Below are 18,933 nucleotides of genomic sequence, written 5' to 3'. Positions count from 1 at the left end.
TGCGCCTCACCCCGCCCGGGGACCCGCACCCGCCACCGTCAGCCCGGCGCACCCCGCCAACCCGCCACCGGCAGCGCGAACTTGGCGACCAGCCGGTCCGTGAACGACGCGCGGTGCAGGCGCGCCAGCCGCACCGGCGCCGATCCGCGGCGTACCTCCACCCGCGCCCCCGCGGGCAGTTCGACGCTGCGCCGCCCGTCGCACCACATCACTCCGTGCGGCGTCTGCGGCTGCACCTCCACGGCGAGCACCGAGTCCGGCGCCGTCACGAGGGGCTTCGCGAACAGCGCGTGCGCGCTGATCGGCACCATCAGCAGCGCCTCGACCTCCGGCCATACGACGGGACCGCCGGCGGAGAACGCGTACGCCGTGGAACCCGTGGGCGTCGCGCACACGACGCCGTCGCCGCCGAAGCGGGACACGGGCCGGTTGTCGACCTCGGTGACGACCTCCAGCATCCGCTCGCGGGACGCCTTCTCCACGGACGCCTCGTTGATGGCCCAGTCGTGGTGCAGGATCTGCCCGTCGGTGCGTACGAGCACGTCGAGCGTCATCCGCTCCTCGACCTCGTAGCCGCGGGTGACGACCCGGTGCACGACCTCCTCCAGGTCGTCCCGTTCGGCCTCCGCGAGGAACCCGACCCGCCCCAGGTTGACGCCCATCATCGGCACGCCCGAAGCGCGTGCGAACTCCGCACCGCGCAGCAGCGTCCCGTCGCCGCCGAGCACCACGATCAGCTCGCAGCCCTCCACCGCGTCCTCGGTGGAGGGCACCCTGCGCACCAGGTCGGGCAGCGGCAGGTCGGCGGCCTCGCCCTCCAGCACGCGCACCCCGATGTCCTTGCGCAGCAGGCCCTGTACGACGAGTTCGGCGCTGCGTACGGCAGCCGGGCGGCCCGTGTGCGCGAGGAGGAAGACCGTACGGGCGTCACCGGCTGTCGTCATTTCGGACCCTCCGCCACAGCTCGCTCGACATCGGCCGCGTCGATCCCGGGTGCACCGGCGCGCAGCCACAGAAAGTACTCGACATTCCCGGACGGCCCGGGCAGGGGACTCGCCGTCACCCCGAGCGCGCCGAGGCCGAGCCCGGCGGCCTGATCCGCGACGCCGAGGACGGCCTCCGTGCGCAGCGCGGCGCTGCGCACCACGCCGCCGCTGCCGAGCCGTTCCCTGCCCACCTCGAACTGCGGCTTGACCATCAGCACGAGATCGGCGTCGGGCGCGGAGCAGCGCAGCAGGGCGGGCAGTACGAGGCCCAGCGGGATGAACGACAGGTCGCCCACGACGAGGTCGACGGGGCGGCCGTCCACGTCTTCCGGGGTCAACTCCCGTACGTTCGTACGGTCCTTGACGGTGACGCGTTCGTCGCTGCGCAGGGACCAGGCGAGCTGTCCGTAGCCGACGTCGACGGCGACGACCTCCGACGCTCCGGCGCGCAGCAGCACGTCCGTGAAGCCGCCCGTGGAGGCGCCCGCGTCGAGCGCGCGGCGCCCCTCGGTGCGCAGGCCGAGCGGCACGAACACCGCGAGGGCGCCCGCCAGTTTGTGTCCGCCGCGTGAGACGTACCCGGGGTCGGCGTCGTCGGCCCGTACGACCACGGCGGCGCTGGTCTCCACCTGGGTGGCGGCCTTCGCGGCGACGTTGCCGCCGACGGTGACCCGCCCCGCTGCGATCAGTTGACTGGCGTGCTCGCGCGAACGTGCCAGATTGCGGCGCACCAGCTCCGCGTCGAGTCGGCGTCGGGGCAACGGTCAGCTCCGTGGGTGCTGGGGCCCTGGAACGGGGCGGCCGTGGGCGGGTGCGTGGCCCGGTCCGGGCGCGGGGCCGGAGCCGGGAACGGGCCCTGGAACGGGACCGGTTGGGGAGCGGTCGAGTCCGGCCAGCGCCTCGCGCAGCCCGCGGTGCACGTCCTCGTACACCTCCAGATGACCCGAGACCGCGAGGTGGTCGGCGTCCTCGAGGCGTCTCAACTGCGCGTCCACGGGGGCGTGTCCGGTCGGTTCGACGTGCAGGCCCAGGGGGCGCGGTCCGTCGTCCTCCTCCGAAGGCTCCTCTGCGGGGGTCTCCTCCCCGGGGTGCTCCTCCGCCGGGGCATTCGCCGCCGGGGCATCCCCATCCGCCACCGGGACCTGCTCCCAGGGCGCCTCTTCCACCGGCGCTTCGTCCAGGGGCTCGTCGTCCAACGGGGCTTCGTCCAGGGACTCGGCGTCCAACGGCGTCTCTTCCGCCGGAGTTTCCTCAAGTGGCCCGCCGGATCCGGCCTGCGCCAGGGGCCGGGACTGCGGCAGTGGCCCGGCCTGTGCCGTGGGGTCCGGCCCGTGCCGGTCCGCCGGCTCGGCCGCCGCTCCCGATTCCGCGGTCTGCCGGTGTCCCGCCGGCTCCCCGTGTCCCGTCTGCTCCGCGGAGGCGGCCGGGTCCGCCGCGCTCACTCCGTCCTGCTGTGCCGGCACTGCGCCCGGCATCGGCTCGCTCATGCCCCCGACGCTACCGCTTCCGACCTGCTCTCATGGCGCCGCCCGCAAGCCCGGCGCTCAACCGCCCCGCGCGACGCGCGCACGCTCCCGCGCGGCCGGTACGACCAGCGGCGTCCCCGTCTCCGGATCCTCGATCACCCGGCACGGCATGCCGAAGACCTCCTCCACGAGCGAGGCCGTGACGATGTCGCCCGGGACGCCCTCCGCGACGATCTCGCCGTCGCGCATGACGATCAGGTGCGTGGCGTAGCGCGCCGCGTGGTTGAGGTCGTGCAGCACGGCCACGAGGGTGCGCCCCTCCTCCTCGTGCAGCCGCGCGCACAGGTCCAGCACCTCGATCTGGTGGGCGATGTCGAGGTACGTGGTCGGCTCGTCCAGCAGCAGCAGCGGCGTCTGCTGTGCGAGCGCCATCGCGATCCACACGCGCTGCCGCTGACCGCCGGAGAGTTCGTCGACGTAGCGTTCGCCGAGGTCGTCGACGCCGGTCGCCTCCATCGACTCCCGTACCACCCGCTCGTCCTCCCGCGACCACTGCCGCAGCAGGCTCTGGTGCGGATAGCGACCGCGGGCCACCAGGTCGGCGACGGTGATTCCGTCGGGGGCGACGGAGGACTGCGGCAGCAGTCCGAGAGTGCGCGCCAGCTTCTTCGCGGGCAAGGCGCCGATGTCGGCGCCGTCCAGCAGCACGGAGCCTTCCCTGGGCCGCAGCATGCGGGAGAGGGCGCGCAGCAGCGTGGACTTGCCGCACGCGTTGGGGCCGACGACCACGGTGAAGGAGTTGCCGGGTACGGCGACGCTGAGCTGCTCGGAGACGGTACGCCGGTCGTAGGCGAGGGTGAGGGCGTCTCCGGTCAGCCGCGACGGGGGCGAACCGGGCTCCTGCTTCCCGGGCGCTCCGGCCGGACCCGGACCCTGCTCGGGCCCCTGCTCGGGCACGCGCCCTTTCTCGTACACGTGCCCCTGTTCCTGCTCCTGCGCCTCCGCCTGCGTCCGCTCGCCTTCGTGATCGCGCTCGTGATCGCGCTCGTGATCGCGCTCGTGATCGCGCTCGTGGTCCCCCACGTGGTCGCGCTTCTCGTCGTGCTCCTGCGGGGTCTGCTGCCTCGTCACGGTCGTCGTCCTCGCACTCGCATCCGTCCCTGCATCGCAACTCGCCCCCGTACTCGCCGTGTTCGCATCACCCGCACCGCTGCCGGTGCTGCTTCCGGACCCGGCCCCGGCCCCGGTGCTGCTTCCGGACCCGGCCCCGGCCCCGGTGCTGCTTCCGGACCCGGCCCCGGCCCCGGCGGTGCTTTCGCTCCCGGCCCCGGCCCCGGCGGTGCTTCCGGCCCCGGCGCTGTCCCCGATACCGCTCCCCACCGCGCCGCTCATATCCGTCCCGCCCTGCGCTCCGTCGCCAGCAGCCACACCAGATAGCCGCCGCCCAGTACGCCGGTGACCACGCCGACCGGCAACTCGTGCCCGCCGAAGGCCCGTTGAGCCGCGAAGTCCGCGGAGACCAGCAGCGCGGCCCCCATGCACATCGACGGTACGAGGTTGGGTCCCGGCGCCTTCGTCAGACGCCTCGCCAGCTGCGGTGCCGTGAGCGCCACGAAGGCGACCGGCCCCGCCGCCGCTGCCGCGAGGGCCACCAGCAGCACGGCCGCGCCGAAGAGCACCAGGCGCACCCGCTCCACCCGTACACCCAGGGCGCCCGCGGCGTCGTCGCCCATCTCCATCATCCGCAGCCCGCGTTCGCAGCCGAGCAGCACCACCGGTACGAGCACCGCCATGGCGCCCAGCAGCGGCCCGGAGTCCCCCCAGCCGCGCCCGTCCAGGCTGCCGGTCATCCACAGCACGGCCCGGCCGGCCTCGGTGATCTGGGCCTTGGTGAGCAGATATCCGTTGACGCCGGTGAGCATCGCGGCCACGCCGATGCCCACCAGCACCAGCCGGAAGCCGTGCAACCCGCCGTGCCAGGCCAGCGCGTACACGACGACCCCCGTGACGACGCCGCCGATCACCGCACCGCCCGCGAGCGCCGCGCTGCCGCCGCCCACGATCACGATTCCGGTCAGCGCACCGGCCGCGGCGCCGTGCGTGAAGCCGAGCACGTCGGGGCTGCCGAGGGGATTGCGCACGACGGCCTGGAACACGGCGCCCCCGAGGGCGAGCGCCGCGCCCACGGCGAGCGCGGTCACGGTGCGCGGCAGCCGCAGCTCGTTCACGATGAACGCGTCGGCGGGCGCGCCCTGGCCGGCGAGCGTACGGAGCACGTCGCCCGGCGCCATGGGATATTCGCCGCTGCCTATGGCGAAGACGCCGACGACGAGCGCCAGCACCGCGCACACGCCGCCCGCGAGCACCGCCCGCGGACGGAAGGTGACGGAGTATCCGCCGGCCGTACGTATCACGCTCATGCCCGGGCCACCCTCCGGCGCCGCACGAAGTACAGGAAGAAGGGCCCGCCCAGCACGACGGTCACGATGCCGGCCTGAAGCTCGGCCGGCCGTCCGAGCACCCGCCCCAGCACGTCCGCGCCGAGCATCAGCACCGGCGCCAGCAGCGCACAGTACGGCAGCATCCAGCGCAGGTCGGGCCCCGTCAGGGAGCGCACCATGTGCGGCACCATCAGGCCCACGAAGACGATGGGCCCGCATGCCGCTGTTGCCGCCCCGCACAGCAGCGTGACGGCCACGATGGCGGCGCCGCGGGTGAGTTCGGGACGCGAGCCGAGTGCGCGGGCGGCCTCGTCGCCCAGCGCGAGCGCGTTGAGGGGGCGGGCCAGCGCGAGGGCCACCAGCACGCCCGCCAGCACGAAGGGCAGCGCCTTGAGGTTGGTGTCGTCCTGCGCGCGCGCCAGCGAGCCGACCGTCCAGAAGCGCATGCGGTCCAGCGACGCCGTGTCGAGCAACTGCACCGCGTTTACGTACGAGATGAGCGCCGCGTTCAGCGCCGTACCGGCGAGGGCGAGCCGCGCCGGTGTCGCGCCGCGTCCGCCGCCCACCGCGTACACGGCGACCGAGACGGCCGCGGCGCCCGCGAACGCGAAGCCGATGTAGCCGGTGTAACCGGAGACCCCGAAGAAGGAGATCGCGGTGACGACGGCCGCCGCGGCACCGCCGTTGATGCCCAGCAGCCCCGGATCCGCGAGGGGGTTGCGGGTCAGCGCCTGCATCACGCAGCCCGCGAGGCCCAGCGCGGCGCCGGCGAGCAGCCCGAGCACGGTGCGGGGCAGCCGCATCTCGTGCACCACGGAGTACGCCGGGGAGCCGGGGTCCGAGAGGCCCTGCACCACCTCGTGGAGCGAGAGCTGTTTCGCGCCGACGGCGATGCTCAGGGCCAGTACGAGCACCAACAGGCCCGTGGCGCCGAGCAGTCCGGCGCTGCGGAGCAGGTTGCCGCCGCGCCGGCCTCCGCTTCCGGCGGGCATGCCGTACCGCTCGGAGGCGGCCGTGGCGTCCGCGGTGCCCGCGGCGTCCGCCGGACCGGCGCCCTCGTCCGTGCCCGCGCCTGTGCCGGGCCGCCCGGTCTGCCGGGCCTCCGGGGGCCGTTCGGGATGCGCGGAGTCTGGGGCCGGTGAACTGCCCTGCGCCTGGCGGGACTTGATGAGAGTCACGTACGGCTCCGGTCGGGGACGGGGGCGCGGAGGCCCGGTCCACTGGACAACTGGGACTTTGGTTAGGTTAACCTAACTCGGCATCCGGGCCCACCGCGGTGTCCGGGACCGGTTCCCGAGGCGGAGAACCGCACCTCCGGGAGCCGGACGGCACCTCCGGGAGCCGGTCGGCACCAACTCGCAGCACCGGCAAGGCAAGACCCCGCGGGCCCGGGAAGACCCGGAGACCGAGAAGACGCCGGGAAGCCCGGGAGACCCCGGGCGGACCGGCGTAACCCAGAGCAGCACCCAAACCCCAGAGCAGCACCGAGATCCCAGAGCAGCACCGAGAACAGCCTAGAAGAGAGGGCCCTGTCATGCCCCGTTCGTCCGCGTCGTCTCCCAGCCCCTCCCGCCGTGGTCTGCTGGCCGCAGGCGGTGCCGTGGGACTCGGGGCTCTGCTCACCGCCTGCGGCAGCGGCGGCGGTTCGGGGTCCGGCTCCGGCAAGGGCGGTGGCGCCTGGTCGTTCACCGACGACCGCAAGAAGAAGATCAGTCTCGATGCCGCACCCGAACGCGTCGTCGCGTACGTCGGCACCGCCGCGGCCCTGCACGACTTCGGCGCCGGCGACGTCATCGCCGGCGTCTTCGGCCCGACGAAGAAGAAGGACGGCAGCGCCGACGTGCTGGCGGGAGACCTCGATGTGAAGAAGCTGAAGGTCATCGGCAACGCCTACGGCGAGTTCGACATCGAGAAGTACGCCAAGCTCCGGCCCGACCTGCTCGTGACGAACATGTACATCGACGGCGCCCTCTGGTACGTCCCGGACGAGAGCAAGTCCAAGATCCTCAAACTCGCCCCGAGCCTGGCGCTGCGCACCGCGGAGATCTCCATGCGGGACGCCATCGAGCGCTTCGCCGAGCTGGCCCGCTCCCTCGGCGCCGATCTCAAGGCGAAGCGCGTCACCGACGACAAGGACCGCTTCCAGAAGGCGGCCGAGCGACTGCGCAAGGCCGCCAAGGCGAGCGGCGGCCTGAAGGTGATGGCGGCCTCCGGGGCGCCGGACCTGATGTACGTCTCCGACCCGTCGGCCAACTCGGACCTGCGCTACTTCAAGGAACTGGGCGTCGACATCGTCGTCCCGAAGAAGGTCAGCAAGCAGGGCTTCTTCGAGGAACTGAGCTGGGAGAACGCCGACAAGTACAAGGCCGACCTGATCATCCTGGACAACCGTACGCAGGCGCTCCAGCCTCCGGCGCTGAAGTCCAAGCCGACCTGGTCGGACCTGCCCGCGGTCAAGGCGGACCAGGTCACGACATGGGACGCCGAGCCCCGCTTCTCCTACGCCGGCGCGGCTCCCCTGCTGGAGAACCTCGCCAAGGCGATCGAGGACGCGAAGAAGGTCAGCTGAGCGGCGGCGGGGCGGGCGGGCACGACGGCGCGCCCGCCTCGCCACCGGGCGGCGGACGGGGCGCGGGCGTCGCGTACCCGCCCGCTCGGCTCCGGCCCGCCGTACGCACCCGCCGTCCCGGCATCGGACCGTTCCGGCACCGGACCGTTCCGTCCCTCCCGTCCCGCATCCCGAACACCCCTGTACGGCCCACCCGGGAAGAGAGCCCGCACCATGAGCACCGCAGCCCCTGAAGCCCCGGCCCGCACCCTCCCGTTCGAGTTCTTCGACACCCGCGTGGTACGGACACGGCGGCTGGGCCCGACCATGCTCCGCATCACCTTCGGCGGCGGCTCGCTGCGGCACCTCACCACCGGCGGACGCGACCAGCGCGTGAAACTCTTCCTCCCGCACCCGGGCCAGGACGCCCCGCTCGTACCGACGGACGCGGGCGACGAGTGGTTCACGGCCTGGCGGGCCATGGACCCCGCGGTGCGGGGCATCATGCGCACGTACACCGTGCGCGAGCAGCGCCGCGTCCCCCAGGAGGAACTGGACGTCGACTTCGTGCTGCACGGCATCGGCGATCCGTCCGAGGCGGCACATGCGGATTCGGCGGATTCGGCGGATTCCGCACCGGCGGGCCCGGCGGGCCCCGCCTCCACCTGGGCGGCGAACGCACGCCCTGGCGACCGCGTCACCCTCCTCGGCCCCACCGTGGCCGACAACGGCGGCGTCGACTTCCGTCCCCCGCCCGGCACGGACTGGGTACTGATCAGCGGCGACGAGACGGCGCTGCCCGCGGTGGCGGGCATCCTGGAGTGGCTGCCGCCCGGAACCCAGGCGAAGGTGTGGCTCGAAGTGCCGCACGCCGAGGACATCCAGGAGCTGCCCACGGTCGCCGACGCCGACATCACCTGGCTCGTCAGGGAGAACTCCGCGGCCCACCGCACGGAGCTGCATCTCGCCTCGATCGCCGCGGCCCGCCTCCCGGCCGGCACGCCGTACGCCTGGATCGCGGGCGAGGCGGGGACCGTGAAGACGCTGCGGCGGCACCTCGTACGGGAGCGCGGATTCGACCGCATGCGGGTCAAGTTCACCGGCTACTGGCGGCTGGACGCGACGGAGGAACAGCTCGTCGAGGAGGCCGTGTCGGGCGCGGCGGACACCGCGGACGCCTGAGCGGCCTCGCGCCTCGCGCCCGCCTCGCGCCGGGCGTCACCGCGCGCCGGGCGTCACCGCGCGCCGGGCGTCACCGGATCTCAGCGTCGCTTCGTCAGTGCCCGTACGGTCCGTACGGTCCCCCGCCGTACCCCCCCCGTCCGGACCCGGCTCGTCCGGCCCCAAGCCGTACCGCAGCTGGGCTGGTTGACCCGGCCGGGCTCGTTGGCCCGAGCCGGGCTGGTCGACCCGAGACGGGCCCGTACGATCCCCGGCTCCGCCTCTCAAAGCCCCAGCCGCGCAAGGGCCTTGCCCGACTCCAGTCCGCAACCGCCCTCGTCTCCCGCCGCCGTCCACGCCGCGCCGCACAACGCCCGCAGCCCGTCCAGCACTTCGCCCTCGCCCTCCAGCACGAGTCCGTCCGCGACCGCCCTCGCGGTCCAGCCTCCGCACACGAAGCCGCTCTCCGCGTCGCCGCCGGGCTCCGGGTGCGGCTGCGCCAGTCCGCGCAGGTCCCCGGCCACATAGGCCGGGCGGTGCTCGGGCCGCGCGGCCAGCAGCTGCGCCGCGTCGGTCACCCCCGTCAGCACGAGCATCGAGTCGACGCCGCCCGCGTGCGCGCCCTCGATATCGGTGTCGAGGCGGTCGCCGACGACGAGGGGCCGCCGCGCGCCCGTGCGCAGGATCGTCTCCCGGTGCATCGGAGGACGCGGCTTCCCCGCGATCTGCGGCTCGGGGGCGTCGCGCATCCAGCGCGTCGCCAGCCGTACGACCTCGACGGCCGCGCCGTTGCCCGGCACCACGCCCCTGTCGCCGGGGATCGTCACATCGCCGTTCGAGGCGAACCACGCCGCGCCCCGGCCGACGGCGAGCGCCGCCTCGCCGAGCCTTCCCCACGGCATACCGGGCCCGCCGTATCCCTGGACCACCGCCGCCGGTTCGTCGTCCGCCGAGTCGACGACGCTCATGCCCTGCTCGCGCAGCGCCTCCCGCAGCCCGTCGCCGCCGACGGCCAGCACGCGTGCGCCCGCCGGAAGCTGTTCCGCGATCAGACGTGCCGCGGCCTGCGCCGAGGTGATCACGTCGTCCGCCTCGGCGGGCACGCCCAGTTCGACGAGGTGCGCCGCGACGGCACCGGGTGTGCGCGACGCGTTGTTCGTCACGTACGCCAGCCCCATGCCCGCGGCACGGGCCTCCTCCAGGGACCGGACCGCGTGCGCGACGGCGTCGCCCGCGACGTACACCACACCGTCCAGGTCCAGCAGCGCGGTGTCGTACACCTCCCGCAGCGCCCGGTCGCTCCCGGAAGGCCTCGTGCGCGCAGTGCCGGCCATGGTCTCTCGCTCTCCTCGCAAGGGTTCCCTTTCCTCACCGGCTCCGCCGCCGGCCGCCGGCCGCTTCCCGGTCCGCTCGTCCCGGCACGGCACGGCCCGGCCCGCTCCGCTCCTCCCGATGCCCGGTTCGCCGTCTCCCGTGCCCGGTCAGCCGTCTCCCGATCATCCCCCGCCCCGGCCGTGCGGACCTCACGGCCCCCGGCGGCCGCGGCATAGCATGCGGTGATGACCGATGACGGCCTCCGGCTCAGGCCCTTCCGCGGGCTGCGTTACGCGCCCTGGAAGGTGGGCTCCCTCGCCGCCGTGACCTCGCCGCCGTACGACGTCGTGGTCCGCCCGGACGAGCTGCGGAACCTGGAGACGGCCGACCCGTACAACATCGTCCGGCTCATCCTGCCGCAGGCCCGCGACACGACCGGCAGGCAGGCCAAGGCGGCCGCGACACTGCGCACATGGCGTGCCGAGGGCGTGCTGGCGCAGGATCCGCATCCGGCGCTGTACGTCTACGAGCAGCGCCGCGGGCGGCTTCTCCAGCGGGGCCTCATCGGCGCGCTGCACCTCTCACCGCCCGAGGACGGCGTCGTGCTTCCGCACGAGGACGTCATGGACGACGTCGTGGAGGACCGTGCCGCACTGATGCACGCCACGGGCGCCAACCTGGAGCCGCTGCTGCTCTCCTACCGCGGCGACGGCACCGTGACAGGAGCCGCCGCCGTCGTCGAACGGGCCGTACACCGCACGCCGTTGCTCTCCACCACGACGGAGGACGGCTTCTGCCACCGGCTGTGGGCGCTCACCGATCCGTCCGAACTCGCCGAGATCGACGCCGACTTGGCCCGGCACCGTGCTCTGATCGCCGACGGGCACCACCGCTGGGCGACGTATCTGCGGCTGCGCGGCGAGCACGCGGACGAACACGACGAGCACGACGACGAGCAGGGCGGCGGGGAGGTCGGCGAACACCCCACGCCTCGGGGGGAGTCGGGCCGCGAGCCGGACTCCCCCTGGGACTACGGCCTCGTCCTCCTCGTCGACACCGTCCGCCACCCCCTGCTGGTGCAGCCCATCCACCGGGTGCTCACCGAGCTGCCGCTCCAACAGGCCCTGCATGCCGTCGAATCCAGTGGCGCCTTCCGCGTACGAGCCCTCACCGCACAGTCGTTGCCGCAGGCCCTCCACGTGCTGGACGAGACGCACGGCAACGCCTTCCTCCTCACCGACGGCGCCGGCGCGTTCCATCTCCTCCACGACCCTTCGCCCCGCCTGCTGGAGCAGAGCCTGGGCACCGAACGCCCCGCCGCCTGGCGCCACTTGGACGCCACAGTGCTGCATTCCGTGCTGCTCGACGCGGTGTGGCGCGTGCCCGACCGCCCGGAGCACATCGCCTACATCCACGACGCCGCGGCGGCCGCCGGCAAGGCCGCGCAGACGCACGGCACGGCGGTGCTGATGCGGCCCGTACGGGAGGAGACCGTGCGCGAACTCGCCGAGCAGGGCGTGAAGATGCCGCGCAAGTCCACCTCCTTCGGCCCGAAGCCGGCGACGGGTCTGGTCCTCCGCGTCCTGGAGAACGGCTCCGGCGGCTCCGGCTCCTGAGACTGAGAGACGCCCCACACCTGACCGGTGTCACGACCGGCCCTCGGGCATCCGTCGCCTGGGACGTCTCCGGACATACTCGGACGTACGCAGGGATCCGAAGACCCGACGGGAACAACCGGAAGCCTGCTCTTCCTCCGCCCCACCATGCCCTTGCCTATAACTCCGGAAAAGTTAGGGTAGCCTTACCTACCCGTACGCTTCGTGCGATGCAGACGACGCCCGCGCCAGGGAGGACAGTTCATGCGCAGCAGGTCGCACCTGCTCAACGACCGGACGGCGGAGCACTACCGACGTTCCCTCACCGAAGGCATCGGCCGCGTGGCGGAGAAGATCGCCGGCACCGAGCACCCCTTCACCGGGATCACCCCGTCACAACTCGCCCCGGCCGTAACCGGAATCGATCTGGAGGAACCGCTCGGCGACCCGGCCGCCGCCCTGGACGAGCTCGAGGACATCTACCTCCGGGACGCCGTCTACTTCCACCACCCCCGCTATCTCGCCCACCTCAACTGTCCCGTCGTCATCCCGGCAGTTCTCGGAGAAGCCGTCATCTCGGCCGTCAACTCCTCGATGGACACCTGGGATCAGAGCGCCGGCGGCACCCTCGTCGAGCGCCACCTCATCGCGTGGACGGCCGAGCGGATCGGTCTCGGCACCGCCGCCGACGGCATCTTCACCAGCGGCGGTACGCAGTCCAACCTCCAGGCGCTGCTGCTGGCCCGTGAGGAGGCGTGCCGCCTCGCGCAGAAGAACTCCGCGAAGCCGCTGCGCAAGCCGGAGATCCTGCCCCGCCTGCGCGTCCTCACATCCGAGTGCAGCCACTTCAGCATCGAGAAGGCCGCGACGCTGCTGGGCCTGGGAGCGGAGGCCGTCGTCTCCATGCCCTGCGACGACGACCGCAGGATGCGCCCCTCCGCGCTCGCCGCCGAACTCGAGCGCTGTGAGCGCGAGGACCTCGTGGTGATGGCCGTGGTGGCCACCGCGGGCACCACGGACTTCGGCAGCATCGACCCGCTGCCCGATATCGCCGAGCTGTGCGAGCGCGCCGGTACGTGGATGCACGTGGACGCCGCCTACGGCTGCGGGCTGCTGGTCTCACGCCGCCGTCATCTCCTCGACGGCATCGAGCGCGCCGACTCGGTGACCGTGGACTACCACAAGTCCTTCTTCCAGCCGGTCAGTTCGAGCGCCGTGCTCGTACGCGACCAGGCCGCGCTGCGCCATGTCACGTACCACGCGGACTATCTCAACCCGAGACGGATGGCGGAGAACGCGATCCCCAACCAGGTCGACAAGTCCATCCAGACCACGCGTCGCTTCGACGCGCTGAAGCTGTGGCTGACACTGCGCATCATGGGCGCCGCCGGCGTCGGCGAACTCTTCGACGAGGTGGTGGACAGGGCGTCGGAGGCGTGGCAACTGCTGCGCGACGACCCCCGGTTCGAGGTCGTCACCCGGCCGCAGCTGAGCACCCTCGTCTTCCGCTACCTGCCGCCGCAGCCCGCGAGCGGGACGCTGGCCGACGAGGTCAATCTGCACGCCAGGCAGGCCCTGTTCGCCTCCGGCGAGGCCGTCGTGGCGTCCACGGTCGTCGACGGACGGCACTATCTGAAGTTCACGCTGCTCAATCCGGAGACGTCGATCGACGACATCGCCGCCGTGCTCGACCTCGTCGCCGAGCACGCCGGCCGCCGCCTCACCGCGCGACAGGGCGGTCTCGACTCCCGACGGCCCGGCACGGACCCGGAGCCGGTCCACCCCCGAGCCAGCTGACCGCCGCCTGCCCCCGGAGATCCGGAGACCCATTCACGTGTCCACCGTGTCCACCCCGCAAGACACCGCCCGCATCCACGACTTCGTAGCCGTCGGCCTGGGCCCCTTCAATCTGGGCCTTGCCTGCCTGACGGAGCCCATCGATGAACTCGACGGGCTCTTCCTCGACGACAAGCCGGAGTTCGACTGGCATCCGGGGATGCTGCTCGAAGACAGCACGCTCCAGACGCCGTTCATGTCCGACCTGGTCACCCTGGCCGACCCGACCTCGCGCTTCTCCTTCCTCAACTACCTGAAGGAGATGGGCCGTCTCTACGCCTTCTACATCCGCGAGAGCTTCTATCCCCTGCGCGCCGAGTACAACGACTACTGCCGCTGGGCCGCGGAAAAGCTGGACTCGGTCCGCTTCAACACCCGTGTCACCGGTGTCGAGTTCGACGAGGACGAGCAGCTCTACCTCGTCCGCGCGGACGACCTCGCCTCCGGCGAGCAGCTCACGTACCGCGGCAGGAGGCTCGTGCTGGGCACCGGCACACCGCCCCACATACCCGACTCCTGCCAGGGCCTCGGCGGCGACTTCATCCACAACTCCCGCTATCTGCAACACCGTTCGGAGCTTCAGGACAAGAAGTCCGTAGCCGTCGTCGGCAGCGGCCAGAGCGCGGCCGAGATCTACTACGACCTGCTCCAGGACATCGGGGCCCACGACTACCACCTGACGTGGGTCACCCGCTCCCCGCGCTTCTTCCCCCTCGAATACACCAAGCTGACGCTGGAGATGACGTCGCCGGAGTACGTGGACTACTTCCACGGCCTTCCGCCCGCCACCCGCGACGAGCTGGTCGCCTCGCAGAAGAACCTCTACAAGGGCATCAACACCGAACTGATCGACGCCATCTTCGATCTGCTCTACCAGAAGAGCCTCCGCGGCCCCTGCCCCACGCGGCTGATGACCAACACCGCGCTGACGGACGCCTCTTACGACGAGGCCTCCGGTTCGTACACCCTCGGCCTGCGGCAGGAGGAACAGAAGCAGGACTTCACCCTCACCACCGAGGGGCTCGTCCTCGCCACCGGATACCGCTACAGCACCCCGGAGTTCCTCGCCCCCGTCGCGCACCGCATCGAACACGACGAACAGGGCCGCTTCGCCGTACGGCGCAACTACCGTGTGGACACCGGCGGTTCCGCCGGCGGCGAGATCTACGTACAGAACGCCGAGCTGCACACGCACGGCTTCGTCACGCCCGACCTGGGCATGGCGGCCTACCGCAACTCCTGGATCATCCGGGAGATGCTCGGCCGCGAGCACTACCACGTCGAACGCTCCATCGCCTTCCAGGACTTCAGCGCACCGGCGCCCGACACGGCACCGGCCCCCGCCACAGGGACGGAGGCTCCGCTCTCATGACCGGCTCCCGCAGCACGAACGGCTCCGGCGGCGCCCGTACGGCTGCCGGACGCGACGAGGCCGACGCACTCACCGTCCACACCCGCACCGACGAGCACTTGGGCCGCTTCGCCCTGCGGCCCGTCGACCCGGCGGCCGACGCCGAGTTGCTGCACGGCTGGCTCACCCACCCCAAGTCGTCGTTCTGGCTGATGCAGGAGGCCACGCTCACCGACGTGGAGCGGGAGTTCATGGCCATCGCGGCCTCCGAGCACCAAGACGCCTACCTCGGCTTCCACGAGCACGAGCCGCGCTTCCTCATGGAGCGCTACGACCCCGCCCACGTCGAGCTGAAGGGCCTCTACGAGCCCCAACAGGGTGACGTCGGCATGCACTTCCTGTGCGCACCGTCAGATGCGCCGCTGCACGGCTTCACCCTCGCCGTGATCACCACCGTGATGGACATGCTCTTCGCGGACCCGCACACTCGCCGTGTCGTCGTCGAACCCGACGTGCGCAACACCGCCGTACACGCGCTCAACGAAGCCGTCGGCTTCCGCATCGAACGCACCATCGCCAAGCCCGAGAAGTTCGCCTACCTGAGCATGTGCACCCGCGAGCAGTTCGAAGCCGCCCGTGCCACGCTCCAGCGCCCTGACGCCCCAGGAGGGACGAAGAGCCCATGAACGACCCCGCCGCCCTCTCCCCCCGCGAGGCCGTCGCCCATCTCACGCCGGAACGCTGGGAGTCGGCCAACCGGCTGCTGATACGCAAGGCGCTCGCGGAGTTCGCACACGAACGGCTGCTGACGCCCGCCCCGCTGCCGGACCACGACCCCCAGCAGCACGAGCCGCAGCGGGACGGAGACGCGAGCGCCCCGTACCGCCGCCACTCCGTGCACAGCGACGACGGAGACACCGAATACCGTTTCACAGCACGGAAGTTCGCCCTCGACCACTGGCAGGTCGAGCCGGACACGATCACCCGTCACCGCCACGGCGCCCGACTCCGCCTCGACGCCCTGGAGTTCATCACCGAACTGCGCGGCTCGCTCGGCATCGGCGACGACATCCTCCCCGTCTATCTGGAGGAGATCAGCTCCACCCTCTCCAGCACGGCCTACAAGCTGGCTCGTACGCCCGTGAGCGCCGGCCGCCTCGCACGCTCCGGCTTCCAGGAGATCGAGGCGGGCATGACGGAGGGCCACCCCTGCTTCGTCGCCAACAACGGCCGTCTCGGCTTCGACATCGCCGAGTACCGGGCGTACGCCCCCGAGGCCGCCGCCTCCGTGCGGCTGATCTGGCTCGCGGCCCACCGCGACCACGCCACGTTCACGGCCTCGGCCGACATCGGCTACGACAAGCTGCTGCTCTCGGAACTGTCCGCGCAGTCGCTCCGCCGCTTCTCCGCCGCCATGCAGGAGGAGGGCCTCGATCTGGACGACTACTTCCTGATCCCCGTCCATCCGTGGCAGTGGTGGAACAAGCTGTCCGTCACCTTCGCCGCCGAGGTCGCACGGCGCAATCTCGTCTGCCTCGGCCACGGCGACGACGAGCACGTCCCCCAGCAGTCCATACGTACGTTCTTCAACACCACCCACCCCGGCAAGCACTATGTGAAGACGGCACTGTCCGTGCTCAACATGGGCTTCCTGCGCGGCCTTTCAGCCGAGTACATGAAGGCCACGCCCGCCATCAACGACTGGCTCGCCGACCTCGTCGCCACGGACGACGTGCTGCGCGAGTCGGGCCTGGCGATCCTGCGCGAGTGCGCCGCCGTGGGCTACCACCCCGCCCACTACGAGGCCGCCGCCCCCAAGGGCTCCCCATATCTGAAGATGCTTGCCGCCCTGTGGCGGGAGAGCCCCGTCCCGCTTCTCGCCCCCGGCGAACGCCTGGCGACCATGGCGTCCCTCCTGCACACCGACGCCGACGGCGCCTCCCTGGCCACGGCCCTGATCGAGGGGTCGGGGCTGGACGCGTCGACCTGGCTGCGCAGATACCTCGACGTGTATCTCACGCCGCTGCTGCACTGCTTCTACGAGTACGAACTGGTCTTCATGCCGCACGGCGAGAACGTCATCCTCGTACTGGACGAGGACGGCTCCCCCAAGCGCGCCGTCTTCAAGGACATCGCCGAAGAGATCGCGGTGATGAACCCCGACGCACAGCTCCCGCCCGAGGTCGAACGCATCCGCGCCGACGTCCCCGAAGAGATGAAGATCCTCTCCCTCTTCACCGACGTCTTCGACTGCTTCCTGCGCTTCTTCAACGCGATCCTCGCCGGCAACGGCACCCTCGACGAGGACACCTTCTGGTCCGCCGTCGCGGATTGCGTCCGCGACTACCAGAAGTCGGCACCCCACCTCGCCGAACGCTTCGCCCGCTACGACCTGTTCGCCGACACGTTCACCCTCTCCTGCCTCAACCGTCTCCAGCTGCGCGACAACCAGCAGATGGTCGACCTCCAGGACCCGTCCGGCGCCCTTCAGCTCATCGGCGAGCTCGACAACCCCCTGGCACGCTTCGCCCCATGAGCGTGCCCCACTCCACGGACACAAGCTCCACGGAGCCATGCTCCATGGACACATGAGAAAGGGAGGCGGAGCCCGTGGGCTCCGCCTCCCCTGCGTTCCGCTCGCCGGCCCTGGTCGCTACTCGCCGGCCGGGGCGCCCGCCGGACCTTCATCCTCCGCGGCCCCGTCGCCCGACGCCTCCTCGGCCTCGGCCTCCGGATCCAGCGCGTCGATGAACTCCACCCCGTCCAGCTCCGCCAGCCTGTCCGACGCATCCGTCGCGCCGCTCTGATCGGCCTCCAGCGCCTTGGCGAACCACTCACGCGCCTCGTCGGCACGCCCCACCTCGAGCAACGCGTCCGCATACGCATAACGCAGACGCGCCGTCCACGGCTGCTGCGAACTGGACGCCAGCTCCGGGCTCTGCAACGTCACAACCGCCGCCTCGGCCTGCCCCATGTCACGCCGCGCACCGGCCGCCACGAGCCGCATTTCGACCTGCCCCGCCTTGTCGAGCTTCTGCACCTCGGGCTCGCCCGCCATCGCGAGCGCCTTCTCGGGCCGCCCCATGCCGCGCTCACAGTCCGCCATGACCGGCCACAGATGCTGCAACCCCGTCATGCGCCGCGCCGCACGGAACTCCGCCAGCGCCTCCGCGTACTTCTCCACGGCGTACGCCGCGAACCCCGCCGCCTCCCGCACGGACGGCACCCGAGAGGCCAGCCGCAGCGCAACCCGCGCATAGCCGTAGGCCGCCTGCGGATCCTCATCCAGCAATCTGGCCACCATCACAAGGTTCTTCGCGACGTCCTCGGCAAGCGTCTTCGGCAGGCTCATCAGCTCCTGCCGGACCTCCCTGTCGATCTCGGCGCCCGTGACGTCCTCGTCGATCGGCAACCGCCTCGGCGGCGCCTCCCGGTCCGGCCGCCGATCGTCCCGACGCCCGTCCCTGCGCTCGTCACGCCCCGGACGACGCGAGGGCCCACCACGTCCGTCGTCCCGGCGCCCACGGAAACCACCACCGCGGCGATCCCGGTCGTCCCGTCCCCGGCCGCCACCGCCCTGCCCATACGGACGACGACCGCCTTCGCCGCCACTGCCGCTCCCGCCACGGCCATCGTCCCGGCGAGGCCCGCGCGGCTTGTCATCGCGGCGCCCCTGCCGCGGCCCTTCATGCCTGCCCCTGTCCGGCCGCTGCCCCCCGGAGCGACGCTCGTCCCGGCCCTCGGTCCGGCCGTCGCGCTCGCCCCACCGCGATCCGCCGCCACGCGGCCTTTCACGGTCCTTCCGCTCACCACGCCGGTCGTCACGAGGACCGTCGTCACGCCGGTAACCACCCCGTCCGCGACCACCGTCGTTCTTCGCACGGTCGTCGCGCTTTCCACCGCGCGGCCGGTCGTCGCCGCTCCTCGGCCCGGACTGGCGAGGACTACGCTCCGGCCGGTCGTCCGGCGAATCGGTGGACATCGACGTGACTCCTGTCTGCCGCACAGAGCCTCTTCGGCAAGACCCCGCACACAATTCCGTTCTGGATGACAAAGCATTCTCAACACAAAAAAGCCCGTGGCCCACAGCGCAATGCACGCTGTGGGCCACGGGCCCTTTACTAATAGTTCGGCGGTGTCCTACTCTCCCACACGCTCCCGCATGCAGTACCATCGGCGCAGTAAGGCTTAGCTTCCGGGTTCGGAAAGTAACCGGGCGTTTCCCTCACGCTATG

Annotated in this window: 15 protein-coding genes and 1 rRNA gene; 7 read left to right on the top strand and 9 right to left on the bottom strand. The window is 71.8% G+C overall.

Annotated features, from left to right (window positions below):
• Window positions 1-38 precede the first annotated feature (38 nt).
• The 6 genes from HCC61_RS27915 to HCC61_RS27890 form a co-directional block, all read right to left on the bottom strand.
• On the bottom strand, window positions 39-944 hold the full coding sequence (locus tag HCC61_RS27915; protein WP_169140195.1) for an NAD kinase: 906 nt from the start codon (window positions 942-944) through the stop codon (window positions 39-41).
• Entirely contained in the window at window positions 941-1,747 is an 807-nt protein-coding gene (locus tag HCC61_RS27910) for a TlyA family RNA methyltransferase (protein WP_169140193.1), read from the bottom strand. Before HCC61_RS27910 ends, HCC61_RS27915 begins: the two co-directional genes overlap by 4 nt.
• Before the next feature lie 3 nt (window positions 1,748-1,750).
• Complete coding sequence (locus tag HCC61_RS27905) at window positions 1,751-2,122, bottom strand: hypothetical protein (RefSeq protein WP_346777425.1); 372 nt, start codon at window positions 2,120-2,122, stop codon at window positions 1,751-1,753.
• A 408-nt stretch (window positions 2,123-2,530) separates the two neighbouring features.
• Complete coding sequence (locus HCC61_RS27900; RefSeq protein WP_206323118.1) at window positions 2,531-3,328, bottom strand: ABC transporter ATP-binding protein; 798 nt, start codon at window positions 3,326-3,328, stop codon at window positions 2,531-2,533.
• Between the two features lie 512 nt (window positions 3,329-3,840).
• Window positions 3,841-4,872, bottom strand: a complete 1,032-nt coding sequence (locus HCC61_RS27895) for an iron chelate uptake ABC transporter family permease subunit (protein ID WP_169140189.1) — start codon at window positions 4,870-4,872, stop codon at window positions 3,841-3,843.
• Window positions 4,869-5,885 carry an iron chelate uptake ABC transporter family permease subunit gene (locus HCC61_RS27890; RefSeq protein WP_169140341.1) on the bottom strand — a complete coding sequence of 339 codons (1,017 nt, stop codon included), beginning with the start codon at window positions 5,883-5,885 and terminating at the stop codon, window positions 4,869-4,871. The genes HCC61_RS27895 and HCC61_RS27890 overlap by 4 nt, the downstream gene beginning before the upstream one ends.
• 542 nt (window positions 5,886-6,427) lie before the next feature.
• Here HCC61_RS27890 and HCC61_RS27885 point away from each other — a divergent pair.
• Together HCC61_RS27885 and HCC61_RS27880 are read left to right on the top strand one after the other, a co-directional pair.
• A complete protein-coding gene (locus tag HCC61_RS27885; RefSeq protein WP_169140187.1) occupies window positions 6,428-7,462 on the top strand; it encodes an ABC transporter substrate-binding protein in 1,035 nt (344 codons plus the stop codon).
• Between the two features lie 213 nt (window positions 7,463-7,675).
• Window positions 7,676-8,623: a siderophore-interacting protein gene (locus HCC61_RS27880; RefSeq protein WP_169140185.1), complete on the top strand. Its 948-nt coding sequence runs from the start codon at window positions 7,676-7,678 to the stop codon at window positions 8,621-8,623.
• A gap of 263 nt (window positions 8,624-8,886) precedes the next feature.
• Here HCC61_RS27880 and HCC61_RS27875 read toward each other — a convergent pair whose 3' ends face one another.
• Window positions 8,887-9,936, bottom strand: a complete 1,050-nt coding sequence (locus tag HCC61_RS27875) for an HAD hydrolase-like protein (protein ID WP_169140183.1) — start codon at window positions 9,934-9,936, stop codon at window positions 8,887-8,889.
• Between the two features lie 225 nt (window positions 9,937-10,161).
• Between HCC61_RS27875 and HCC61_RS27870 the strand changes: the two genes are divergently transcribed.
• The 5 genes from HCC61_RS27870 (at window position 10,162) to HCC61_RS27850 (ending at window position 17,234) form a co-directional block, all read left to right on the top strand.
• Window positions 10,162-11,532 (top strand): DUF1015 domain-containing protein, encoded by a 1,371-nt coding sequence (locus tag HCC61_RS27870; RefSeq protein WP_169140181.1) that lies wholly within the window; start codon window positions 10,162-10,164, stop codon window positions 11,530-11,532.
• A 243-nt stretch (window positions 11,533-11,775) separates the two neighbouring features.
• Window positions 11,776-13,308 carry an aspartate aminotransferase family protein gene (locus HCC61_RS27865; RefSeq protein ID WP_169140180.1) on the top strand — a complete coding sequence of 511 codons (1,533 nt, stop codon included), beginning with the start codon at window positions 11,776-11,778 and terminating at the stop codon, window positions 13,306-13,308.
• A gap of 46 nt (window positions 13,309-13,354) precedes the next feature.
• Window positions 13,355-14,719: a lysine N(6)-hydroxylase/L-ornithine N(5)-oxygenase family protein gene (locus HCC61_RS27860; protein ID WP_169140178.1), complete on the top strand. Its 1,365-nt coding sequence runs from the start codon at window positions 13,355-13,357 to the stop codon at window positions 14,717-14,719.
• Window positions 14,716-15,384: a GNAT family N-acetyltransferase gene (locus tag HCC61_RS27855; RefSeq protein ID WP_169140176.1), complete on the top strand. Its 669-nt coding sequence runs from the start codon at window positions 14,716-14,718 to the stop codon at window positions 15,382-15,384. The genes HCC61_RS27860 and HCC61_RS27855 overlap by 4 nt, the downstream gene beginning before the upstream one ends.
• A complete protein-coding gene (locus HCC61_RS27850) occupies window positions 15,381-17,234 on the top strand; it encodes an IucA/IucC family siderophore biosynthesis protein (protein ID WP_169140174.1) in 1,854 nt (617 codons plus the stop codon). The genes HCC61_RS27855 and HCC61_RS27850 overlap by 4 nt, the downstream gene beginning before the upstream one ends.
• Window positions 17,235-17,351: 117 nt before the next feature.
• Here the strand turns inward: HCC61_RS27850 and HCC61_RS27845 are convergent, their stop codons facing one another.
• Entirely contained in the window at window positions 17,352-18,110 is a 759-nt protein-coding gene (locus tag HCC61_RS27845; RefSeq protein WP_169140172.1) for a tetratricopeptide repeat protein, read from the bottom strand.
• A gap of 715 nt (window positions 18,111-18,825) precedes the next feature.
• Window positions 18,826-18,933 (bottom strand): 5S ribosomal RNA (rrf, locus tag HCC61_RS27840); the annotation flags it as partial.

Source organism: Streptomyces sp. HNM0575 (genome assembly GCF_012726265.1).
GTDB lineage: Bacteria > Actinomycetota > Actinomycetes > Streptomycetales > Streptomycetaceae > Streptomyces.
The sequence above is the reverse complement of the archived record's forward strand: the minus strand, read 5'-3'. Positions and strand labels throughout refer to the sequence as shown.